Below are 19,491 nucleotides of genomic sequence, written 5' to 3'. Positions count from 1 at the left end.
GGCGGCGGCGGGCGGCGCGACGAGCCGGGCGGACGGGCGCGACCGGGACCTCGCGATCGAGACGTCGGGCCTGGTCAAGACGTTCGGGACGACCAGGGCGCTGGACGGCGTCGACCTGTCGGTCCCTCGCGGCTCGGTGTACGGGCTGCTCGGCCCGAACGGGGCGGGGAAGACCACGGCCGTCCGGGTGCTGGCGACCCTGCTGCGTCCCGACGGCGGCCGGGCCAGGGTCTTCGGGCACGACGTGCGGCGCGAGCCCGACGCGGTGCGGTCCCGCGTCGGGCTGACCGGCCAGTACGCCTCGGTCGACGAGGACCTCACCGGCACCGAGAACCTGGTGCTGCTGGGCCGCCTGATCGGCTACCGCGGGAAGGCGGCGCGCGAGCGCGCGGCGCGGCTGCTGGAGGCGTTCGGCCTGTCCGCCGCCGCCGGCCGGCAGGTCAAGAACTACTCCGGTGGGATGCGGCGCCGCATCGACATAGCCGCCAGCATCCTCAACACCCCCGACCTGCTGTTCCTGGACGAGCCCACGACCGGCCTCGACCCGGCCGGCCGCGGCCACGTCTGGGACATCGTCCGCGTCGTGGTGGAGCAGGGCACCACGGTGCTGCTGACCACCCAGTACCTGGAGGAGGCCGACCGGCTGGCGGAACGCATCGCGGTCATCGACCACGGCCGGCTCATCGCCGAGGGCACGCCCGGCGAGCTGAAGGCGTCGGTGGGCACCGGTTCGGTGCACCTGCGGCTGCGCGACGCGGCCCGGCGCGAGGACGCGCGGGAGCTCCTCGCGCGGGCCCTGCGGGTCCGGGTGGCGCCCGGCGCCGACCCGTCCTCCCTCACCGCCCGCCTCGACGGCGGGGCGGGCGCCGCCGAGCAGGGTTCCCGCGCCCTGGCCGAGCTGGCCGCGGCCGGGATCGCCGTGGACGACTTCTCCCTCGGCCGGCCGAGCCTGGACGAGGTGTTCCTGACCCTCACCGGCCGCCCCGCCGAGAACGCCGCGGGCGGCGGCGGGACGAACGAGGAGGCCGCCGCGTGAGCACCGCGCCCCCGACCCCGGCCGGGACGGCCCCGTCCGAAACGGGAACGGGCGGGTACGTGCCGTCGCCCGAGATCATCGGGGCGGTGCTGTCGCACGCGGAGCGGGCCCCGCGGCCCGGCGCCTGGTCGGCGTCCCTCACCTTCGGCTGGCGCGCGATGCTCAAGATCAAACACGTGCCCGAGCAGATGCTGGACGTCACCGTCCTCCCGGTCGTCATGACGCTGATGTTCACCTACCTGTTCGGCGGCGCGCTGGCCGGCTCGGCCACCGACTACCTGCAGTTCCTGCTGCCGGGCACGATGGTCATGAGCGTGGTCATGACCACCATGTACACCGGGGTGGCGGTCAACACCGACATCCGGAAAGGGGTGTTCGACCGGTTCCGCAGCATCCCGATGTGGCGCCCCGCGCCGATGGTGGGCTACCTGCTCGGCGACACGTTCCGCTACACCATGGCGTCGGTGGTGATCCTGATCGTCGGGCTGGTCCTCGGATTCCGCCCCGGAGGCGGCCCGGTCGGCGTGCTGCTGGGGATCGCGGTGCTGGTGGCCTTCTCGTTCGCGCTGTCCTGGGTGTGGACGATGTTCGGCCTGCTGCTGCGCTCGGAGAAGTCCGTGGTGGGCGTCAGCATGCTGGTGATGTTCCCGCTCACCTTCCTCAGCAACATCCTGGTCAGCCCGGCCACCATGCCCGGCGCGCTGCAGGTCTTCGTGAACAACAACCCCGTCACGCATCTGGTGGCGGGGGTCCGGGGCCTGATGGAAGGGGAGGCGGTCGTCGGACTGGCCTGGGTCGCCGGCTGGGGCGCCGCCCTGATCGCCGTGTTCGGCCCCCTCACCATGCGGCTCTACAACCGGAAATGAGGCTCTGGCCCGAACGGCGTGTGCTCGATCAAGGGGGCGCGTCCGGATCGCGGTGGCGGGCGTCGCGCAGGACGTCGTCCAGGTCGGTGAGCCTGCCGAGCTGCTTGACGGCGCGGGCGGTGCGGAAGTTGTGCGAGAGCCGTTCGCGGTGGCGGTGGACGAACTCCCAGTACCCGGCGGTGTAGGGGCAGGCGCGCTCGCCGGTGCGGTGGCCGGGGCGGTAGGCGCAGGGGCCGCACAGGTCGCTCATGCGGTCGATGTAGGCGCCTCCGGACGCGTACGGCTTGGTGGTGATGCGGCCGCCGTCGGCGTACTGGGACATGCCGATGACGTTGGTCAGCATCACCCAGTCGTACCCGTCGACGAAGCAGCGGTGGAACCAGTCGGTGACCGCCGCCGGGTCCCAGCCGCGCTGCAGGGCGTGGTTGCCCAGGATCATCAGCCGGGGGATGTGGTGGACCCAGCCGTGGTCGCGGACCTGCGCCAGGACGGTCGCCAGGCAGTTCGCCCGGACGGCGCCGGCGTCCAGGTCGGCGAACCAGTCCGGCAGCGGCGCGGTGTGCCCCAGGGCGTTGGACTCGCGGTAGCCGGGGCCCAGGTGCCAGTACAGATTCCACATGTACTCGCGCCAGCCGGCGACCTGCCGGACGTAGCCCTCGACGGAGTTGAGCGGCGCGTCGCCCGAGCGGTACGCCGCTTCGGCGGCCTCGACGCACTCGGCCGGGTCCAGCAGCCCGAGGTTGAGCGCGGCGGACAGCATGCTGTGGCTCATCGTCCAGTCACCGGCCAGGATCGCGTCCTCCCACGGGCCGAACGTGGGCAGGCGCCGCCGGACGAACGCGCGCAGCGCCCGCCTGGCCTCGGCGCGGGACGCGGGGAACCGGCGGGGCCCGTCCCGTCCGACGAACGACACCGTGCCGTCCCGCTCCCACCGGTCCAGGTCGTCCCGGACCCGCTCGTCGATGGCGTCCTCGCGCGGCCGGTAGGGGCCCGGCACCGGCAGGGCCGCCGCGCCCTTGGGCGGGGGCTCGCGGTTGTCGGCGTCCAGGTTCCACGTGCCGCCGGCGGGACGGTCGCCGTCCATCAGCAGGTCGTGGTCCCGGCGCACGCGGCGGTAGAAGTCCTCCATCCGCAGGCGCCCGTCGCCGGCGGAGTCCGCCCACCGGGCGAACGCGTCCGGCCGGACGAGGAACCCGCGCGGCGGCAGGATCTCGACCCGCTCCAGGCTCCGCACGAAGCGGAGCGCGGCGTGCGAGGTCGGATGGTGGACGGTCACGGCCGCGTCGCCCACGGCCCGGGCGAGGCCGTCGCGGTAGGTCTCCGCCTGGACGTAGCGGACGCGGTCGCCCAGCTCGGCCGCGCGGTGCCGCATCGCGGACAGGACCAGGTGCGCCTTGGCGCGGTGGAAGCGGCGCCTGCGGAAGACCGCGCGCGACTCGATCATCACGACCTCGCCGCCCGGCCGCAGGAAGTGCGGCCCCAGCTGGTCACCGAACAGCCAGTGGAACGGGGCCTGTGTCCCCACGGCATGCCTCCGACACGGTCAGCGTTCTGTCAGGACGGCACATCCCCGCTGGTCACGCACCTACACCGGGGTATTCGCCCACGAACCGTGTAGGAGCCCCTGCTCCGGGTAACGCGCCCGCCGAGGGGGAAGCGGGGGGTCGTGGGAGCGAGATCGCGGGGCCGGTACGCGGCGATGGGGGCCGGGTGCCTGCTGTCGATGGTCGCGGCACAGGTCGCGTCCGGGGTGCGGCCGGACCCGGTCCGGTGGACGAACCCGGTGGTGGGCCTGCTGACCGCGGGCGCGGGGTGCTTCGCCGCCGCGCGGCTGGGCGCCGGGCGGGCGGCGCGGGCGGCGGGCGCCGCGGTGGCCGTGGGGTACGCGGCCGAGTGGGTCGGCGTCCGGTCGGGGGTGCCGTTCGGGCGGTACGCCTACACGGGGGTCCTGCGGCCCCAGGTGGGCGGTGTCCCGGTGGCGGTCGCGGCGGCGTGGGCGGGCATGGGGCTGGCGTCGCACGGGGTCGCGGCCACGCTCGTCCCGGACGGGCGGCGCCGGACGCGGATTGCGGCCGGGGCCGCGGCGCTCACCGCGTGGGACCTGTTCCTGGATCCGCAGATGCTGCGGCTGGGGCTCTGGAGATGGGAGCGGGGCGGGATGTACCGGGACGTGCCGGTCACCAACTTCGCCGGCTGGCTGGGGGTGTCGGCGCTCCTGATGGCGGCGCTGGAATCGCTCGCCGGTGCGGACCGGGACGCGGCGACGGGGCTGGTGGCGACGTACGCGGTGATGGCGGCGATGGAGACGCTGGCGTTCGCGGCGGTGTTCCGGCCGCGCGACCCGCTGGTGGCGGCCGCCGGCGGGACGGCGATGGGCGCCTTCGCGATCCCGGCGACCGTGCTCGCCGCGAGGCGCGCGGCCGCGTCCGGAGGGGGCATGCGGTGACCGAGGTGATCGTGGTCGGCGGCGGGGTCGGCGGCATGGTCGCGGCGCTGCTGCTCGCGCGGGCCGGCCACCGGGTCCGGCTGCACGAGCGGCTCGACCGGCCGGGCGGCAAGCTCGCCGAGCGCCGCCGGGACGGCTTCGCGTTCTCGCTCGGGCCCTCGCTCCTCACCCTCCCGGACCTGTTCCGGGAGCTGGGCGCCGCGCACGGCGCCGTCCCCCTGGACGAGCTGTGCCGGTACCGGTTCGCGGACGGCTCGGTCCTGCGCGCCCACCGCGACCCGGCCCGGATGGCCGCCGAGGTGGAGCGGCTGGCGCCGGGGCAGGGCGAGGCGTGGCTCGCGTTCCACGCGTGGGCGCGGCGGTGCTTCGAGGCGTCGCGGCGGACGTTCTTCGCGGGCCCGCTCGGCCGCCCCCCGCGCGAGGCCCGCCCCGCCGACCTGGCGGCGGTCGCGCCGGGACGGACGCTGCACGGCCTCGCGCGCCGGTTCTTCGACGATCCGCGGCTGCGGCAGTACGTCGGGCGGTACGCCACCTACGCGGGGTCGAGCCCGTACCGGGCACCGGCCGCGCTGGGGTGCGTCCCGGCGATCGAGCACGACTGCGGCGGCTGGTACGTCCCGGGCGGCCTGCCCCGGCTGGCGGACGAGCTGGCGGCCCTGCTGGACGGCGCGGGCGTCGAGGTCCGTACCGGCAGCCGGGTCGTGCGGGTCACCGACGACGGCGAGTCGGTGACGGGCGTGGTGCTGGCGTCCGGGGAGCGCGAGGCGGCGGGCGCCGTGGTGGTCAACGCCGACGCGGCCGAGCTGTACGGCCGGCTGCTGCCCGACCGGCGGCGGCTGCGCCGGATCGCCGGGCTCGGCCGCTCGTCCTCGGCGTTCCTGATGCTCGCGGGCGTGGACGGCCGGACCGAGAGGCTCCCGCACCACTCGGTGGTCTTCTCGGGCGACTACCGGCGCGAGTTCGCCGACATCTTCGAGCGGCGGGTGCCGCCGGCGGACCCGACCGTCTACATCGGCTGCCCGGCGGTGGACGACCCGTCGCAGGCGCCGCCCGGTGCGGAGAACTGGACGATGCTGGTCAACGTCCCGGCGGGCGACCTGCGGCGGTGGCCGATGACGCCGGAGGCGTACCGGGACCTGGTGCTGGAGCGGCTCGCCCGGCGCGGGCACGACCTGGCGGGACGGCTGCGGTTCGTGGAGCTGTTCACCCCCGCCGACCTGCGGGACCGCTACGGGGCCTGGGGCGGGGCGATCTACGGCACCGCGTACCGGGGGCGGTTCGCGCCGCTGCTGCGTCCGGGCAACCGCGGTCCTCGCCGCGGCCTGTACCTGGTGGGCGGCTCGGCGCACCCCGGTGGCGGGCTCCCGCTGGTGGCGATGAGCGGCCGCATCGTGGCGTCCCTGGTCGACGAGGACTTCCCGGCGGCCCGGACGGGCGCCCGTCCGGCCGCCCGTCCGGTGCGGCCGTGAGGGCGCGGGCCGCCGCCCAGGCGGTCGCGGCGCTGGTGGTCGCGGCGCGGCTGGCGCGCGGGCGCGACCGTCCGCCGCCCCTGGCCGCGCCGCCCGATCCGCAGCCGGGGGAGCCGGTCTCGGTGGTGATCCCCGCCCGCGACGAGGAGCGCCGGCTCCGGGAGTGCGTGGTGCCGCTGCTGGCCGACCCGGCGGTGCGCGAAGTGATCGTCGTCGACGACCGGTCCCGCGACGGCACGGCCCGGCTGGCCGCCGGCCTGGGCGCGACCGTCGTCGCGGGCACCGAACCGCCCGCCGGGTGGGTGGGCAAGCAGTGGGCGCTGGCGCAGGGGCTGCGAGCCGCGACGGGCCCCGTCGTGGTGCTGCTGGACGCCGACACCCGGCCCCAGCGGGGGCTGTGCGCGGCGCTCGCGGGCCTGCTGAAGGACTGCGACCTGGTCAGCGCCGCCCCCCGTTTCGTCACCGGCGGCGGCGTCGAGCAGGCGCTGCACGCGTCGTTCCTGGCCACGCTGGTGTACCGGTTCGGGCCGGTCGGCCCGGCCGCACCCGGCCCCGGGCGGCTGCTGGTCAACGGCCAGTGCCTGGCCTTCCGCGCGGACGCGATGGCGCGGGCCGACGGGTTCGCGCGGGTGCGCGGCCACCTCACCGACGACGTCGCGCTGGGACGGCTGCTGGCGCGCGACGGGTGGCGGGTCGCGTTCGCCGACGCGGGCGCGCTGCTGGAGGTCGACATGCACACGGGCGCCACCGACGTGTGGCGGGAGTGGGGCCGCTCGATCGCGCTGCGGGACGTGACGGCGCCGTCCGGGCTCGCGGGTGATCTGGCGGTGGTGTGGCTGACCGCCGCGCTGCCGGTGCTGCGCCTGCTGGCCGGACGTCCCGCGCCGCTCGACCTCGTGCTGCTGGGGCAGCGGTTCCTGCTGACGGCCGCGCTGCGCGGCAGCTACCGCACGCCGGGGCCCGGTCTGCTGCTGTCGCCGCTGCTGGACCCGGTCAGCGCCGTCCGGCTGACGCTGTCCGTCCTGCGTCCCCCGCGCACCTGGCGCGGCCGGACCTACGGCCGGACCTGCGGCCGGACCGGCGCCGTGCGCGCTCGGCGAGTGCGGCCTGGCCGAAGCGGGCGCCGATGAAGGTCATCAGCGCCCCGGTCCCGGCGACGTGGGCGGCGGGGGCGAACGCCAGTTGCAGCGCGGGCAGCGAGAACACCGCGACGCGCGAGCCCGTGGCGAACGAGCCGGTCGCCAGGCCGGTGGCGCCGAGCAGTGCGAGGCCGAGCCCGAACGCCGGCGGGGAGATGACCGCCATGCCGCCCGCGAACGTCAGGACGCACCGCCCGCCGCGCCGCCCGGCGAACAGCGGCCAGGCGTGCCCGGCCATCGCCGCGCCCACCGCCGCGTACACCGGGACGACGCTGCGGCCGCGGACCTGCCCGAGCGGGCCCGTCCGCCGTCCCCCGACCGCGAGGCCGAGCAGGCCCGCCGCGGTGCCCTTGAGGAGGTCGCCCGCGAAGACGGGCGCGGCCGAGCGTCCGCCCAGGCGCCCCATGACGTTCCAGAAGCCGGGATTGCGGTCGCCCACCGAGCGCGGGTCGAAGCCGTGGGCGCGGCCGACCAGGACCGCGACCGGCACCGAGCCGAGCAGGTAGCCGCCGATGACCGGGACGAGCACGGACGTGACGGGAACGGGCGGCACGGGTTCGGGCGGCACGGGTTCGGGCGTCATCGCTTCCTTCCATCTCCTCAGGTACGCGAACGTGGACGCCATGCGGTACATGGCGCTGGACCGTCCGAGACTTCGAGCGGCTCCGGGACTGTCCTTCTGGCGGTTGCTGGGCACCGGCCGCGGCCGCTCCATGAGCCTGGGCGCGGACCTGCGCCGCTGGGCGCTGTTCGCGGTCTGGGACCGCGAGGCCGACCTCGACGGGTTCCTGGAGCGCTCCCCGGTGGCGGACCGGTGGCGCCGGGAGACCGCGGAGGCGTGGCACGTGCGGTTGCGGCCGCTGTCCTCGCGCGGACGCTGGGGCGGCCGCGACCCGTTCGGCGCGCTCGCCCCCCGCCGGGCCCCGGACGAACCGGACGCGCCGGACGGGCCGGACGGGCCGGTGGCGGTGTTGACCCGCGCGTCCATCCGCCCGCACCGGCTCGCGGCCTTCTACCGGTCGGTCCCCCGGGTGGACCGCGCCCTGCGCGACCAGGACGGGTGCCTGGCGTCGATCGGGGTGGGCGAGTGGCCGCTGGCGCGGCAGGCGACGTTCTCGCTGTGGCGGGACGGGGCCGCGATCGGGCGGTTCGCGTACCGGGACGCCGCCCACCGCGACGTGATCGGACGGGTGCGCGCGCACGACTGGTACTCCGAAGAGCTGTTCGCGCGGTTCGTCCCCTACGGGAGCCGGGGAAGCTGGGACGGCCGCGACCCGCTGCGCGCGCACGCCGGCGAGTGAGCACGTCACGTGCGGCCCTCGGCGGCCGACCTCGCGAGGAGGTCCACTGTGGTCAGGGTGGCGGCGACCGCGCAGGCGCGCGCGATCGCGGTGGCCCCGGACGACCCGTGCGCGACGATGACCGACCCGTCCAGTCCCAGCAGCGCCGCGCCGCCGTGGGCGTCGGCGCTGTAGAGCCGCCCGACCCGTGCGAGCGCCTCCGGGTCGGCGCCGCCGCGCGCGGCCATGCCCAGCACGGTGCGGGCGCAGCCCTCGATGTTCTTCAGGACCACGTTGCCGGTGAAGCCGTCGGTCGCCACCACGTCCACGGTTCCGGCCAGGACGTCGTGGCCCTCGACGTTGCCGTGGAACCGCACCGGCAGGTCCGGCAGCAGCCGGGCGGCCTCGCGGACGAGCCGGTTGCCCTTGCCCGGCTCGGAACCGATCGACAGCAACCCGACGAGCGGGTCGGGAACGCCCAGCGCCGCCCGCGCGTGGCCGCAGCCCAGGACGGCGAACTGGGCGAGCATCGGCGCGGTCGGGTCGGCGGTGCCGCCCGCGTCGACCAGCACGGTGGAGCCGGTCGCCGTGGGCAGCGCGACGGCCAGCGCCGGACGCAGCACCCCCGGTGCGCGCCCGAGGACCCGGACGGCACACGTCACCACGGCGCCCGTCGCACCGGCCGAGACGAAGGCCGCCCCTTCGCGCCGGGCCAGCTCGCAGCCGACCATCAGGCTGGTCGCGGGCCGGGCGGCCGCCCGCGCGCCCGCGTCCGCCATGGGCACGACGCCGTCGGTGTGCACCACCTCCAGCTCACCGGCCCCGCCGTGCCGGCGCAGCTCCCGGCCCACCCGCTCGCGGTCGCCGACCAGGAGCACCCGCACGCCCTCCTCGCGGTGGGCGGCCAGCGCGCCCGGCACCGTCTCCGCGGGCCCGTGATCGCCGCCCATCGCGTCCAGGACGACCGGACGTCCCGGCCGTCCGGCACCCGCGGGGCGCGGGACGTCACCGGGCGCGGCCATGCCGGCTCCCCGCCGGAGGCGGCCGCCGCTCGGCGCGGGCGGCGGCGGACGCGGCCACCAGGTGCCGCACGTAGATCGCGGCCCGGCGGCGCCGCGGCACCCGCGCCCGTCCCCCCAGCACGTCGTGGCCGACCGCGGCGATCTCGTCCAGGATGCCGCCGTACAGCGCGGCCGCCGCCCGGATGCAGGGGCGCGAGGACGGCACCAGCATCTCGATGCCCTCCCGCGCGCGCCGGTAGTGGAGGCGGGCGCGCTCCGCCTCGAAGGCCACCAGCTCGCGCATCCCGGGGCCGGCGCCGCCGCGCTCCAGTTCGGCCTCGCGCACCCCGAACTTCCGCATGTCCTCCAGCGGCAGGTAGATGCGGTCGCGGGCCAGGTCCTCGGCCACGTCCCGCAGGAAGTTGGTGAGCTGGAACGCCCGCCCGAGTTCCGCGGCGGGCTCGCGCGCCGTCCGGGCCGCGCCCGGCACGGTCTCCAGCACCGGCAGCATCATCAGCCCGATCGCGGCGGCCGACCCCTCCATGTAGGCCAGCAGGTCCCGGTAGGTGTCGTAGCGGGTGACGGTCAGGTCGGCCCGCATCGAGGACATGAACGCCTCGATGTCGCCGTGCTCGATGCCGAACGACCGCACCGTGTGCACGAACGCGGGCAGCACCGGGTCCCGGACCGGTTCCCCGGCCATGCTCGCCTCCAGCCGCGCCGTCACGCCGTCGAGCGCCGCCGCCCGCCCCGCGCGGGAGCCGGGCCCGGTGGCGTCGACGACGTCGTCGACGTGGCGGGCGAACCCGTACAGCGCGTGCACGTGCCTGCGCTTCCACTCGGGCAGCAGCAGCGTCGCCAGGTAGAACGAGCGGCCGTGCCGGGCGTTGACGCGCCGGCAGTGCTCGTAGCTGGCCGTCAGCGTGATCGGACGGGTCATCGGCGGCCCTCCAGGATCCGGGCGGCGGCGAGCCGGCCGGAGATCAGCGCGGGTGGCACCCCGACGCCCGGGGCGGTGTACATGCCGGCGAAGTGCAGGCCGGGGACGCGGCGGCTGCGGCCGGACGGGCGCAGCCAGGCCGTCTGCGCGAACCGGTGGTCGAGCGCGAACGGCGTCCCCGCCGAATGCCCCAGCCGCGCCCACGCCGGCGGATCGAACGTCAGCCGCGGCCGCCCGGACAGATCGCCGTAGCCCAGGTCGGCGAGGCGGCCCAGCAGCCGGTCCCGCAGCCGCGGGGCGAGCAGCTCCCAGTCGGCGCCGGACGCCAGGTTCGGTGCGGGTTCGAGCGCGCTGAGCGTCGCCCGGCCGGGCGGGGCGCCGTCCTCGACGTAGGTGATCAGCAGGCTGGGGTCGGGTTGCGGGCGTCCGGCCGACAGCGCGGCGAACGTCGCCCGCCACGCCCGGCCGAAATGCAGCGTGTGATGCGCCCGGCCGGGCGTCCGCCGCTCCAGCCCGACGTGCATGACCAGGCAGGACGGCGAGTAGCGGGGGCGCCGCAGCCGCCAGTCGTCCGCGCGTCCGGGCAGCAGGTCCGACTGGGCCCGCACCCGGTCGCAGGCGATCACCGCGTGGCTCGCGGCCACCCGCTCGCCGGTGTCCAGCCGCACCGCCCGCACCCCGCCGGCGTCCGTCTCGATCCGCTCGGCGCGCACGCCGTACCGGATGCGGGCGCCCGCCTTCTCCGCGACGTCCGCCAGCGCCCTCGGGACCGCGTGCATGCCGCCCTCGCGGGGGAAGTAGACGCCGCCGACGGTGTCCATGTGCGCCACCACCGCGTACACGGCCAGCGCCTGGTGCGGCGCGAGCCCGACGTACAGCGACTGGAACGTGTGCGCCCGGACGAGCCGTTCGTCGCTCAGCTGCCCGGCGACGAAGTGGTCCAGGCGCCGGAACCCGCCCGCCGCGGCGAGCCTCAGCAGCGCGTACGGGCGCGCCATGTCGCGCAGCCGGGTCATGTCGGCGTCGATGAACGACGCCCACTGCGCCTCGAACAGCGCCCCGAGCCGGGCCCGGAACCGCAGGTACCGCGCGGCCTCGGCCGGCCCGCACAGGTCGCGGACGTTGTCGGCCATCTCGCGCGCGCCCGCCACGACGTCCAGCCGGGAGCCGTCGGGGAACGCCAGCCGGTAGAAGGGGTCCAGCCGCCGCAGCGGCAGCCACCGGTCGATGTCCTCACCGGCCGCGCCGAACGTGCCCGCCAGCACGTCCGGCATGGTCAGGACCGACGGGCCGGTGTCGAACCGGTAGGGCCCGACCCTCGCCGACCCGCAGCACCCTCCCGGCCCCGCGTCCGCCTCGACGACCACGACCTCGCGGCCGCGGGCGGCGAGGTGGATCGCGGCCGACAGCCCGGCCAGGCCCGCGCCGACCACCACGACGGGGCCGTGCGCGGCCGTCAAGGCCGCCCGCCCGAGCCGTGCCGCCCCGCCGCGGTGCCGATCATCGTCCCCCCTTGGTGATCGGTCGCGGCGTACCCGCCGACACGCCGCACAAGCAGGCCTTGGACGGTTTTTGCCCACGAACCGTCGCGCCACGTCACAGCCGGTCAGGGGCACGGGCGGCGCACGGGTGTCACATTCGGCGCGGCTGCGGCGTCTCATGCATGAGCCGGAAGGCCGGACGGCGACGCAGAAAGGTTCACTCGATGAACGTGCTCCTGTGGATCCTGCAAGGGATCCTGGCGGCCATTTTCGCCATGTCCGCCCTCGAGAGAACCTTCCGTCCGATCGCCGGGCAGGCCACGAAATACCCGTGGGTGCGGGATTTCCCGCCCGCCCTGGTGCGGTTCATCGGCGTGCTGGAACTGCTCGGCGCGATCGGGCTGATCGCGCCTGCCGCCACGGGGATCGCCCCGGTCCTGACGCCGGCCGCCGCGACCGGACTGGCCGTCCTGATGGCATTGGCGGCGGCCATGCACCTGCGTCGCAAGGAACCGTCCGGCTTGCCGGTGAACACGGTCCTGTTCGTGCTCGCCGTGCTCGTCGCCGCGGGGCGATTCGGCCCCTACGGCTGGTGACGAACCCGGCGGCGAGAGAGAAAGGGAAGCAGATGAAGAGGACAACCGCCACGGGAGCCCTCGCCCTCGCCACGGTGCTGCCGTGGGCGCTGGCCGCCGCCCCCGCGCAGGCCGCCCCCGCGCAGGCCGCGTCGGCGCCTCCCGGCGAATCCCCGGCGCCGCGCAGCGTTCCCCTGACGGCGGCGGACCACCCCGGTCCGCACCACTCGATGCGCACCGACGACGACAACCCCGGCGGAGAAGTCGACTTCTGGCCGAACGGCGACATCGTCAGGATCTCCGACCTGCAGGACGACGGCGCCACGGTCCAGGTGACCGTTCGCAACGAGACAAAAGACCCCGACGTCGGCGAATACACGAGAACCTTCCAGGGGGCCGGATTCGGTGTGGAGTATCGGGCCTCCATGAAGCAGCCGTACAACCTCGCCGAAAAACACTGCTTCTGGTTCAGGGTCAGGCTGATCAAGAACGGACAGGTCGTCTCCGGCTCGACGGACACGGCGCAGTGGAGGAACTACAACAACACGGAAAAGGAATGCCCCGGGGTCGAGTGAGATCGGTGCTTCCGGTTCGGCGTGATCGCCCCGAGGGGTAGATCTCGACCGCGTCCTACACGGAGGGGCGGTGCGGCCGCGCGTCGGCCGCACCGCCCCTCGGCGTTGCGCGGTCCCCGGAGGTGCGGGTGCTGCGAGTGAAAACGGTTATCGATACCATCGCATGTCGGGGGTGGTGCGTCCTCGGCTCGTCGGTGGGACGGGCCCGCCCGCCCCCGGGCGCGTGGAGGCTCCGGCGTCCATGCGCCGATCGGAGGGGAGTCCGGATGTCCCGTCGCTGTCAGCTGACCGGCGCCGAGCCGGTGTTCGGCAAGCGGGTGTCGCACTCGCACCGGCGCACCTCACGGCGGTTCGACCCCAACATCCAGACGAAGCGGTACTGGCTGCCCGGCGAGAACCGGCACGTGCGGCTGCGGCTGTCGGCCCGTGCGATCAAGACGATCGACAAGATCGGCATCGAGGCGGCCGTCGCCCGCATCCGGGCCCGAGGGGAGAAGGTCTGATGGCCAAGAAGAGCAAGATCGCCGCGAACGAGCGCCGCAAGGAGGTCGTGGCCCGGCACGCGGCCCGCCGCGCCGAGCTGAAGCGGCTGATCCGCAGCCCGCACACCGCCGAGGAGATCCGCGAGGAAGCCGTGCGCGAGCTGCGCCGCCAGCCGCGCGACGCCAGCGCGACGCGCGTCCGCAACCGCGATTCGATCGACGGCCGTCCGCGCGGGCACCTGCGCAAGTTCGGCCTGTCGCGGGTCCGGTTCCGCGAGCTGGCGCACCGCGGCGAACTGCCGGGCATCACCAAGTCGAGCTGGTAGGAGCACTCGTGGCCGTCCCCAAGCGCAAGAAGTCCAGGAGCAACACGCGCAAGCGCCGCTCGCAGTGGAAGGCGTCCCGTCCCGACCTGGTGCCCATCACCGTGGACGGGCGCAGGACGCTCGTCCCGCGCAACCTCGTCCGCGCCTACCAGAACGGCCTGCGAACCGACGAGGCGTGACCCCCCGCCCCGGTGCGCGCGGCCCGCCCGCACCGGGGCGGGGGGTGTCCGGATGCGTTCCTTCCGGGATGAAAGCGTGATATTGGTAGTGATAACGGTTTTCATTCCGGATTGGGGTGGCGGGTGGAGGAACGGGAGCATGCCGTCGTCGTCGGGGCGGGGATCGCGGGGCTGACCGCGGCGGCGGCGCTGGCGGGCCGCTTCGAGCGGGTCACGGTGCTGGAACGCGACGCGCTCGGGGAGGCTCCGGGGTTCCGGCCGGGCGTGCCGCAGAGCCGTCACCTGCACTCACTGATGGGGGCCGGGCAGCGCGCCCTGGACGGGCTGCTGCCCGGCTTCACCGAGCGGCTGTACGAGGCGGGCGCCGTCCCGCTGCGGACGCCCTACGACCACCTGTGGCTGAGCCCGGCGGGCTGGTGCCACCGCTTCGCGCCCTCGCACACGGTGCCGTCGGCCACGCGGGAACTGGTCGAGCACGTCGTGCGGACCTCGGTGGCCGGGCTCGACGGCGTCCGGTTCCGCGACCAGACCGAGACCGTGGGGTTCGCCGGTGACGCGGCCCGCGTCACGGGCGTGCGGGTACGCACCCGGGGCGGTGACCGAAGCGGCGGGGTGGACGAGGTCCCCGCCGACCTGGTCGTGAACGCGTCCGGGCGCGGGTCCGGCGGCCGCGGGTGGCTGCGCGCGCTCGGCCTGGACGAACCGGAGGTCGAGCGGATCGACTCCCGTCCGGGCTACAGCAGCCGGCTGTACGAGATGCCCGCGGGCTTCGCCGACGAGTGGCGGATCATCTCGATCCAGCCGGGCGAGGGGCAGCCGCTGCGGGGCGGGGCGCTGGTCCCGGTCGAGGGCGGCCGGTGGCTGGTCTCGCTGTACGGGTACCTCGACGATCACCCGCCGGTTGATCCCGAGGGCTTCCTGGAGTTCGCGGGCAGCCTCCGGCATCCGGTGCTGCACGACGTCGTGCGGGACGCCGTCCCCGCCGGGCCCGTCCACGGGTTCCGGCACATGGCCAACGAGCGGTACCGGTACGAGGACCTGCCCGCCTGGCCGGACGGCCTGCTCCTGGCGGGCGACGCGCTGTGCGCGGTCAACCCGGTGTACGCGCAGGGCATGTCGATGGCCGCGATGACGGCCGAGACGCTGGGCCGCCTGCTGGACGGCGACGCGGGCTGCCGCGCGACGCAGAAGGAGATCGCGGCGGGGAACGAGCGGGCCTGGCAGGTCGCCACCGGCGCGGACCTCGCGTACCTCACGGACGTGGGGGGCGAGGGGGCCCGCGACGCGGGCGAGTACATGGCGCGGCTGATGGCGCTGGCGCTGGTGGACGCCGACGTCAACCGGACCTTCTTCGACGTGATGATGATGCTCGCCGAGCCGGACGCCCTGGCGTCGCCGGAGCTCGCGGCGCGGGTCGCGCGCGGCCCGTCCCGTCCGCCGGCCGGCCCGGCGTGCTGACCGACTCGGCCCACCGGGCGGGCATGGCCGCGCTCGGCGCCGCCGAGCCCGAAGGGTTCCCGGCGGCCGTGCGGCGGCTCGACCTGGCGGTCCTGCACGGCATCGCCGCGTTCCTCGGGGAGGAGCTGGAGGGGAAGGGCCCGCTGGCGGCGGCGGAGATCGCGGCCGTCCTGGGCGCCGCTCCCCGGCACGCGTGGATCGTGGAGCACTGGCTCGACGCCCTCACCGGCGAGGGCCTCGCCGAACGCTCCGGGGCCGGGCGCCACGACGGGTTCCGGCGCCGCCGCCGGTCCGAGCTGATCGCGCTGCGCCGCGACCTGGACGGGGCCCGCCGCGCGCTCGGCTACTCCGAGCGGCTCACCCGGTACCTGCTGGACTCGCTGCGCGCCCTGCCCGACCTGCTCGCCGACCGGGCGAGCGCGCAGGCGATGCTGTTCCCCGAGGGCGACCTCGGTACCGCCGCGGCGATCTACCGGGACAACCCCGTCAACCGCTACCTCAACGCCGCCGCCGTCGACGCCGTCTGCGCCCTGCCCGCCAAGCGCCGCGTCCTGGAGCTCGGGGCGGGCACCGGATCCCTCACGGCCGACCTCCTGCCCATCCTGGCGGGGCACACCGCCGAGTACCTCTTCACCGACCTGTCGCCGTTCTTCCTGGAGGCGGCGCGGCGGCGGTTCGGTGACGTCCCGTTCCTGCGCACGGCCCTCGTCGACTTCGGCGCCGACTTCGGCGCCGACCTCGCCGGGCGGTGCGGGCCCGAGCCGTTCGACCTGGTCGTCGCGGTGAACGCCGCGCACAACGCCCCGCACCTGGGGGAGCTGCTCGGACGGGTCCGCGCGGTGCTGGCACCCGGCGGCGCGGTGCTGCTCATCGAGACCTGCCACGAGCATCACCAGTCGCTGCTCTCGATGCCGTTCCTGCTGTCCGCCCCGCCCGGCGAGGCCCGCACCGAACGCCGGGACCGGCGGGCCGGGACCCGACGCACGTACCTCACCCGCGAGGAGTGGACGGCCGAACTCGGCGCCGCCGGGCTGCCGCCCGTCCTCGAACTGCCCCGCCCCGACCATCCGCTGGCGGCGTTCTCCCAGCACCTCCTGATCGCCGCACCCGACCTTCGAGGGAGAGCCCGTTGACCGTCCCTGCTTCCGCCGAAGCCCGCGCCCGCGTCATGAAGGAACTCGCCGGGATCTGGGGCGAGCTCCTCGACCTGGACGCGGACGAGATCGAGCCGGACGCGAGTTTCCTGCGGCTGGGCGGCGACTCCGTCCTCGCCGTCCGGATGTCGGCGCTGGTGCGCAGGCGCCTCATGGTGGAGCTGGCGCTGACCGACGTCACCGTGGAGATCACCCCGGCGGCGCTGGCCGACCTGGTCGCGCGCCGGTCCGCCGGGGACGGCGGCGCCGCGCGGGCGCTCCCGGTGGAGATCGAGCGCCGTGCCGACCCGGCCGCCCCGTTCCCGCTGATGCCCCTCCAGCAGGGGTACTTCGTGGGCCAGCACGGCGGCTGGGAGCTGTCGTACGCGTCGGCGCACTTCTACAGCGACGTCGGCCTGAGCGAGATGGACGCCGAGGAGGCGGAGGAGACGCTGGCGGACGCGCTGCACCGGCTGGCGCTGCACCAGCCCACCCTGCGGGCGCGGCTCACGGCCGAGGGGGAGCAGTTCGTGCTCCCGCCGGACGCGCCGGGGGCGATCCCCCGGCCCCGCGTGTACGACCTGCGCGGGGCGGGGGAGGCGGAGGCCGCCGCGACGCTGGAGGGCCTGCGCCGGGAGATGGGGACGACGGGGCCCGACCCGCTGTCCGGGCCGGGCCTGGACGTCCGGCTGACGCTGCTGCCGGACGGCCGGGGGCGGCTGCACACCGCGATGAGCCTGCTGTCGATGGACGGCTGGTCGGCGACCGTCCTGAACCGCGAACTGCTGACGCTCGCCGCCGACTGGAACGCCGTCCCGGCCCCGCTGGAGGTCGACTTCGGCGACTACGTCCACTCGATCGGGCGGCTGCGGCAGACCGACGCGTGGGCGGCGGACCGCGACTGGTGGTGGGACCGGCTGGACGACGCGCCGCCGCCACCGGCCCTGCCGCTGCGCGCCGACCCCCGCGAGGCGGCGCCGGAACTCATGGACACGCGGGAGGCGCTGCTCGCCCCCGAGCGCTGGGCGGCGCTGCGGGACCGGTGCGCCGAACGCGAGGTCACCCCGTCGGCCGCGATGCTCACGGCGTTCGCCGTCGTCCTGTCGCGCTGGGCCGGGCACCGCCGCATGCTGCTCAACACCCTCCAGCTCAACCGGCTGCCGCTGCACCCCGACATCCACCGGACGATCGGCGCGTTCGCCGCGACGATGCTCGTGCCGGTGGACCTGGCGGCGGACCGGACGTTCGCGGAGCTGGCCGCCGACCGGCAGCGCGGCTTCGCCGACCACGCCGCGCACAACCTCATCACCGGCGTGGAGGTGTCGCGCGAGCTGGCCCGGCGGCGCGGGACGACGCGTCCGGTCGCGCCGATCGTCTTCCAGAGCACGCTGGGCATGGACGCGGCGATCGGGGAGCGGCAGGCGACGTCCGCCGGGCCGCTCGGCGACCTCGACTTCGACGACTTCTTCCACCAGCTCCGCACCCCCCAGGTCGCGCTGGAGGCCCGCTTCTGGGAGATGAACGGCGCGATGGCGGTCGCGTTCTCGCTCGTCGGCGAGCTGTTCGACCCCGGCGAGGTGGACGCCGCGTTCGGCGACCTGGTCGAGCTGATCGGCGCGCTGGCCGACGGGCCGGGCTGGGACCGGGCCGTCGACCTCCCCGCCGCCGTCGACCCGGCGGCGGACGCGGACGGCCTCCGGATCGGCGCCGGAGCGGTGCCCCGGCGCGGCGCCGAGGCCGGACCTCCCGCCGACGCGCTGGAGCAGCGGATCGCGCTGCTGTGGGAGGAGATCCTGGACGTGCCGGTGCTGGACCGCGCCGCGTCGTTCTTCGACCTGGGCGGCGACTCGCTGCTGGCCGTCCGCGCCGTGGCCCGGCTGGCGAAGGACACCGGCGCGAGCGTGGGCGTCCGGCGGTTCCTGGACGCGCCGACGGTCGCCGGGCTCGCGGCGGCCGTCCGCGAGACCGAGGCCGCCGAACCGGCGTCCGCGAGCACGGGACGATGACGCCGATCGGGGTGCTGGGCGGCTCCGGGACGGTGGGCCGCGTCGTCGTCGAGCGGCTCGCCGCGTGGGGCACCGGCCCGCTCCGCGTCGGCGGCCGCGACCGGGACCGCGCCGCGCGGGTCTGCAAGGCGGCGTTCGGCGTCCCCGCCGAGCCGTTCCGGGTGGACCTGGACGACGCCGCCGCGCTGCGCGAGTTCTGCGCGGGCTGCGACATCGTGGTCAACTGCGCGGGGCCCTCGTACCGGGTGCTGGACCGGGTGGCGCGCGCCGCGCTCGCGGGCGGCGCGCACTACGTCGACGCGGCGGGCGACTTCGTGGCGATCGACGCCCTGACCGTGGACGGGCCCGCCGGGCTCGGGCGGCGCGCCGCCGTCTTCTCGGCCGGCCTGATGCCCGGCCTGTCCGGGCTGCTGCCCCGGCTGCTGGCCGCGGACGGGCCGCTCGCCCGGCTGGACGTCTACGTCGGCGGCGCCGCGGCGATCGGCCCGCTGTCGGCGGTGGACGCGCTGCTGACGCGCGGGCCGCGCTTCGGCACCGCGCTGGCCGCGTGGCGGGACGGCGCGATCGTCCCGGGCGCGCTGAAGCCGCTGCGGTCGGTGTCGCTGCCGGGATTCCGGGACCGGGTGCACGCGTGGCCGTTCCTGTCGACGGAGATGTCCCGGCTCGCGGCGGACCTGGGCGTCGCTGAGCTGCGCAACTACACGGTGTACGTCACCGAGGCCATCCCCGAGGCGCTCGCCCGCGCGTGGGCGGACGACGGCGCCGCGCCGGACGAGCACGTCCCGGCGGTGGTCGCCGCGGCCGACGCCGACCTCGCGGCGACCGGGCCGTACTACGCGATGCTCTTCCAGGCCGTCCCCCGCGACCCCGCTCCGGGACGCCCGCGCCGCCTCCTGCTGCACACGCCCGACTCGTACGCGCTGAGCGGCGTCGTCGCGGCGCTCACCGCCCGCGAGCTGCGCGCGGGCACGATCCCGCCCGGCGCCCACGCGGCCCCCGACGTGCTGTCGCCCGCCGGGACACTGGCCGCGCTCCGCGACGACCCGCTGGTCACCGGCGTCGAGCTCGCCTGACACCCGCCGACCACGAACCCGCGACC

At 76.0% G+C, this 19,491-nt stretch carries 19 protein-coding genes and 1 pseudogene; 15 read left to right on the top strand and 5 right to left on the bottom strand.

What is annotated here, in order from left to right:
• Positions 1-55 precede the first annotated feature (55 nt).
• Positions 56-1,036, top strand: coding sequence for an ATP-binding cassette domain-containing protein (locus F7P10_RS16255; protein WP_254716772.1), 981 nt, complete (start codon positions 56-58; stop codon positions 1,034-1,036).
• Positions 1,033-1,902, top strand: coding sequence for an ABC transporter permease (locus F7P10_RS16250; RefSeq protein WP_218040538.1), 870 nt, complete (start codon positions 1,033-1,035; stop codon positions 1,900-1,902). The genes F7P10_RS16255 and F7P10_RS16250 overlap by 4 nt, the downstream gene beginning before the upstream one ends.
• 28 nt (positions 1,903-1,930) lie before the next feature.
• Here F7P10_RS16250 and F7P10_RS16245 read toward each other — a convergent pair whose 3' ends face one another.
• Positions 1,931-3,427 (bottom strand): cryptochrome/photolyase family protein, encoded by a 1,497-nt coding sequence (locus tag F7P10_RS16245; RefSeq protein ID WP_151010109.1) that lies wholly within the window; start codon positions 3,425-3,427, stop codon positions 1,931-1,933.
• Between the two features lie 141 nt (positions 3,428-3,568).
• On the opposite strand from F7P10_RS16245, the gene F7P10_RS16240 reads away from it, so the two are divergent.
• The 3 genes and pseudogenes from F7P10_RS16240 to F7P10_RS44370 all read left to right on the top strand — a co-directional run.
• Complete coding sequence (locus F7P10_RS16240) at positions 3,569-4,348, top strand: carotenoid biosynthesis protein (RefSeq protein WP_254716632.1); 780 nt, start codon at positions 3,569-3,571, stop codon at positions 4,346-4,348.
• Positions 4,345-5,817 carry an NAD(P)/FAD-dependent oxidoreductase gene (locus F7P10_RS16235; RefSeq protein WP_254716631.1) on the top strand — a complete coding sequence of 491 codons (1,473 nt, stop codon included), beginning with the start codon at positions 4,345-4,347 and terminating at the stop codon, positions 5,815-5,817. The genes F7P10_RS16240 and F7P10_RS16235 overlap by 4 nt, the downstream gene beginning before the upstream one ends.
• A pseudogene (locus tag F7P10_RS44370) lies at positions 5,814-6,608 on the top strand (glycosyltransferase family 2 protein); the annotation flags it as partial. The gene F7P10_RS16235 and the pseudogene F7P10_RS44370, both read left to right, overlap by 4 nt.
• A gap of 202 nt (positions 6,609-6,810) precedes the next feature.
• On the opposite strand, the gene F7P10_RS16225 reads toward F7P10_RS44370, so the two are convergent.
• Complete coding sequence (locus F7P10_RS16225; protein ID WP_254716630.1) at positions 6,811-7,539, bottom strand: glycerol-3-phosphate acyltransferase; 729 nt, start codon at positions 7,537-7,539, stop codon at positions 6,811-6,813.
• A gap of 40 nt (positions 7,540-7,579) precedes the next feature.
• Between F7P10_RS16225 and F7P10_RS16220 the strand changes: the two genes are divergently transcribed.
• The gene (locus tag F7P10_RS16220) at positions 7,580-8,257 is read left to right on the top strand and encodes a spheroidene monooxygenase (protein ID WP_254716771.1); all 678 of its coding nucleotides are present in this window, start codon (positions 7,580-7,582) and stop codon (positions 8,255-8,257) included.
• 5 nt (positions 8,258-8,262) lie between these two features.
• Here F7P10_RS16220 and F7P10_RS16215 read toward each other — a convergent pair whose 3' ends face one another.
• From F7P10_RS16215 to crtI, 3 genes are read right to left on the bottom strand one after another with little or no spacing between them, the layout of a single operon-like run.
• Positions 8,263-9,258, bottom strand: coding sequence for a phosphate acyltransferase (locus tag F7P10_RS16215; RefSeq protein ID WP_151010107.1), 996 nt, complete (start codon positions 9,256-9,258; stop codon positions 8,263-8,265).
• Entirely contained in the window at positions 9,242-10,177 is a 936-nt protein-coding gene (locus tag F7P10_RS16210; RefSeq protein ID WP_151010106.1) for a phytoene/squalene synthase family protein, read from the bottom strand. The genes F7P10_RS16215 and F7P10_RS16210 overlap by 17 nt, the downstream gene beginning before the upstream one ends.
• Positions 10,174-11,637 carry a phytoene desaturase family protein gene (gene crtI, locus F7P10_RS16205; RefSeq protein ID WP_254716629.1) on the bottom strand — a complete coding sequence of 488 codons (1,464 nt, stop codon included), beginning with the start codon at positions 11,635-11,637 and terminating at the stop codon, positions 10,174-10,176. The genes F7P10_RS16210 and crtI overlap by 4 nt, the downstream gene beginning before the upstream one ends.
• A gap of 245 nt (positions 11,638-11,882) precedes the next feature.
• On the opposite strand from crtI, the gene F7P10_RS16200 reads away from it, so the two are divergent.
• The 9 genes from F7P10_RS16200 to F7P10_RS16155 all read left to right on the top strand — a co-directional run bounded on the left by F7P10_RS16200 (position 11,883) and on the right by F7P10_RS16155 (position 19,465).
• The gene (locus F7P10_RS16200) at positions 11,883-12,254 is read left to right on the top strand and encodes a DoxX family protein (protein ID WP_151010104.1); all 372 of its coding nucleotides are present in this window, start codon (positions 11,883-11,885) and stop codon (positions 12,252-12,254) included.
• Entirely contained in the window at positions 12,251-12,808 is a 558-nt protein-coding gene (locus F7P10_RS42370; protein WP_176611494.1) for a hypothetical protein, read from the top strand. The genes F7P10_RS16200 and F7P10_RS42370 overlap by 4 nt, the downstream gene beginning before the upstream one ends.
• Before the next feature lie 266 nt (positions 12,809-13,074).
• A complete protein-coding gene (rpmB, locus tag F7P10_RS16185; RefSeq protein ID WP_151010102.1) occupies positions 13,075-13,311 on the top strand; it encodes a 50S ribosomal protein L28 in 237 nt (78 codons plus the stop codon).
• Positions 13,311-13,616, top strand: a complete 306-nt coding sequence (gene rpsN, locus F7P10_RS16180; protein WP_151010101.1) for a 30S ribosomal protein S14 — start codon at positions 13,311-13,313, stop codon at positions 13,614-13,616. The genes rpmB and rpsN overlap by 1 nt, the downstream gene beginning before the upstream one ends.
• Before the next feature lie 8 nt (positions 13,617-13,624).
• Positions 13,625-13,795 carry a 50S ribosomal protein L32 gene (gene rpmF, locus F7P10_RS16175; protein WP_151010100.1) on the top strand — a complete coding sequence of 57 codons (171 nt, stop codon included), beginning with the start codon at positions 13,625-13,627 and terminating at the stop codon, positions 13,793-13,795.
• Positions 13,796-13,918: 123 nt separating this feature from the next.
• On the top strand, positions 13,919-15,253 hold the full coding sequence (locus F7P10_RS16170; protein ID WP_176611493.1) for an FAD-dependent monooxygenase: 1,335 nt from the start codon (positions 13,919-13,921) through the stop codon (positions 15,251-15,253).
• Positions 15,247-16,386, top strand: coding sequence for a class I SAM-dependent methyltransferase (locus F7P10_RS16165; protein ID WP_151010098.1), 1,140 nt, complete (start codon positions 15,247-15,249; stop codon positions 16,384-16,386). The genes F7P10_RS16170 and F7P10_RS16165 overlap by 7 nt, the downstream gene beginning before the upstream one ends.
• Positions 16,383-18,392, top strand: a complete 2,010-nt coding sequence (locus tag F7P10_RS16160; RefSeq protein ID WP_254716628.1) for a phosphopantetheine-binding protein — start codon at positions 16,383-16,385, stop codon at positions 18,390-18,392. The genes F7P10_RS16165 and F7P10_RS16160 overlap by 4 nt, the downstream gene beginning before the upstream one ends.
• Complete coding sequence (locus F7P10_RS16155; protein WP_151010097.1) at positions 18,389-19,465, top strand: saccharopine dehydrogenase NADP-binding domain-containing protein; 1,077 nt, start codon at positions 18,389-18,391, stop codon at positions 19,463-19,465. Before F7P10_RS16160 ends, F7P10_RS16155 begins: the two co-directional genes overlap by 4 nt.
• Positions 19,466-19,491 lie beyond the last annotated feature (26 nt).

It is taken from the genome of Actinomadura sp. WMMB 499 (assembly GCF_008824145.1).
Taxonomy (GTDB): Bacteria; Actinomycetota; Actinomycetes; order Streptosporangiales; family Streptosporangiaceae; genus Spirillospora.
The sequence above is the reverse complement of the archived record's forward strand: the minus strand, read 5'-3'. Positions and strand labels throughout refer to the sequence as shown.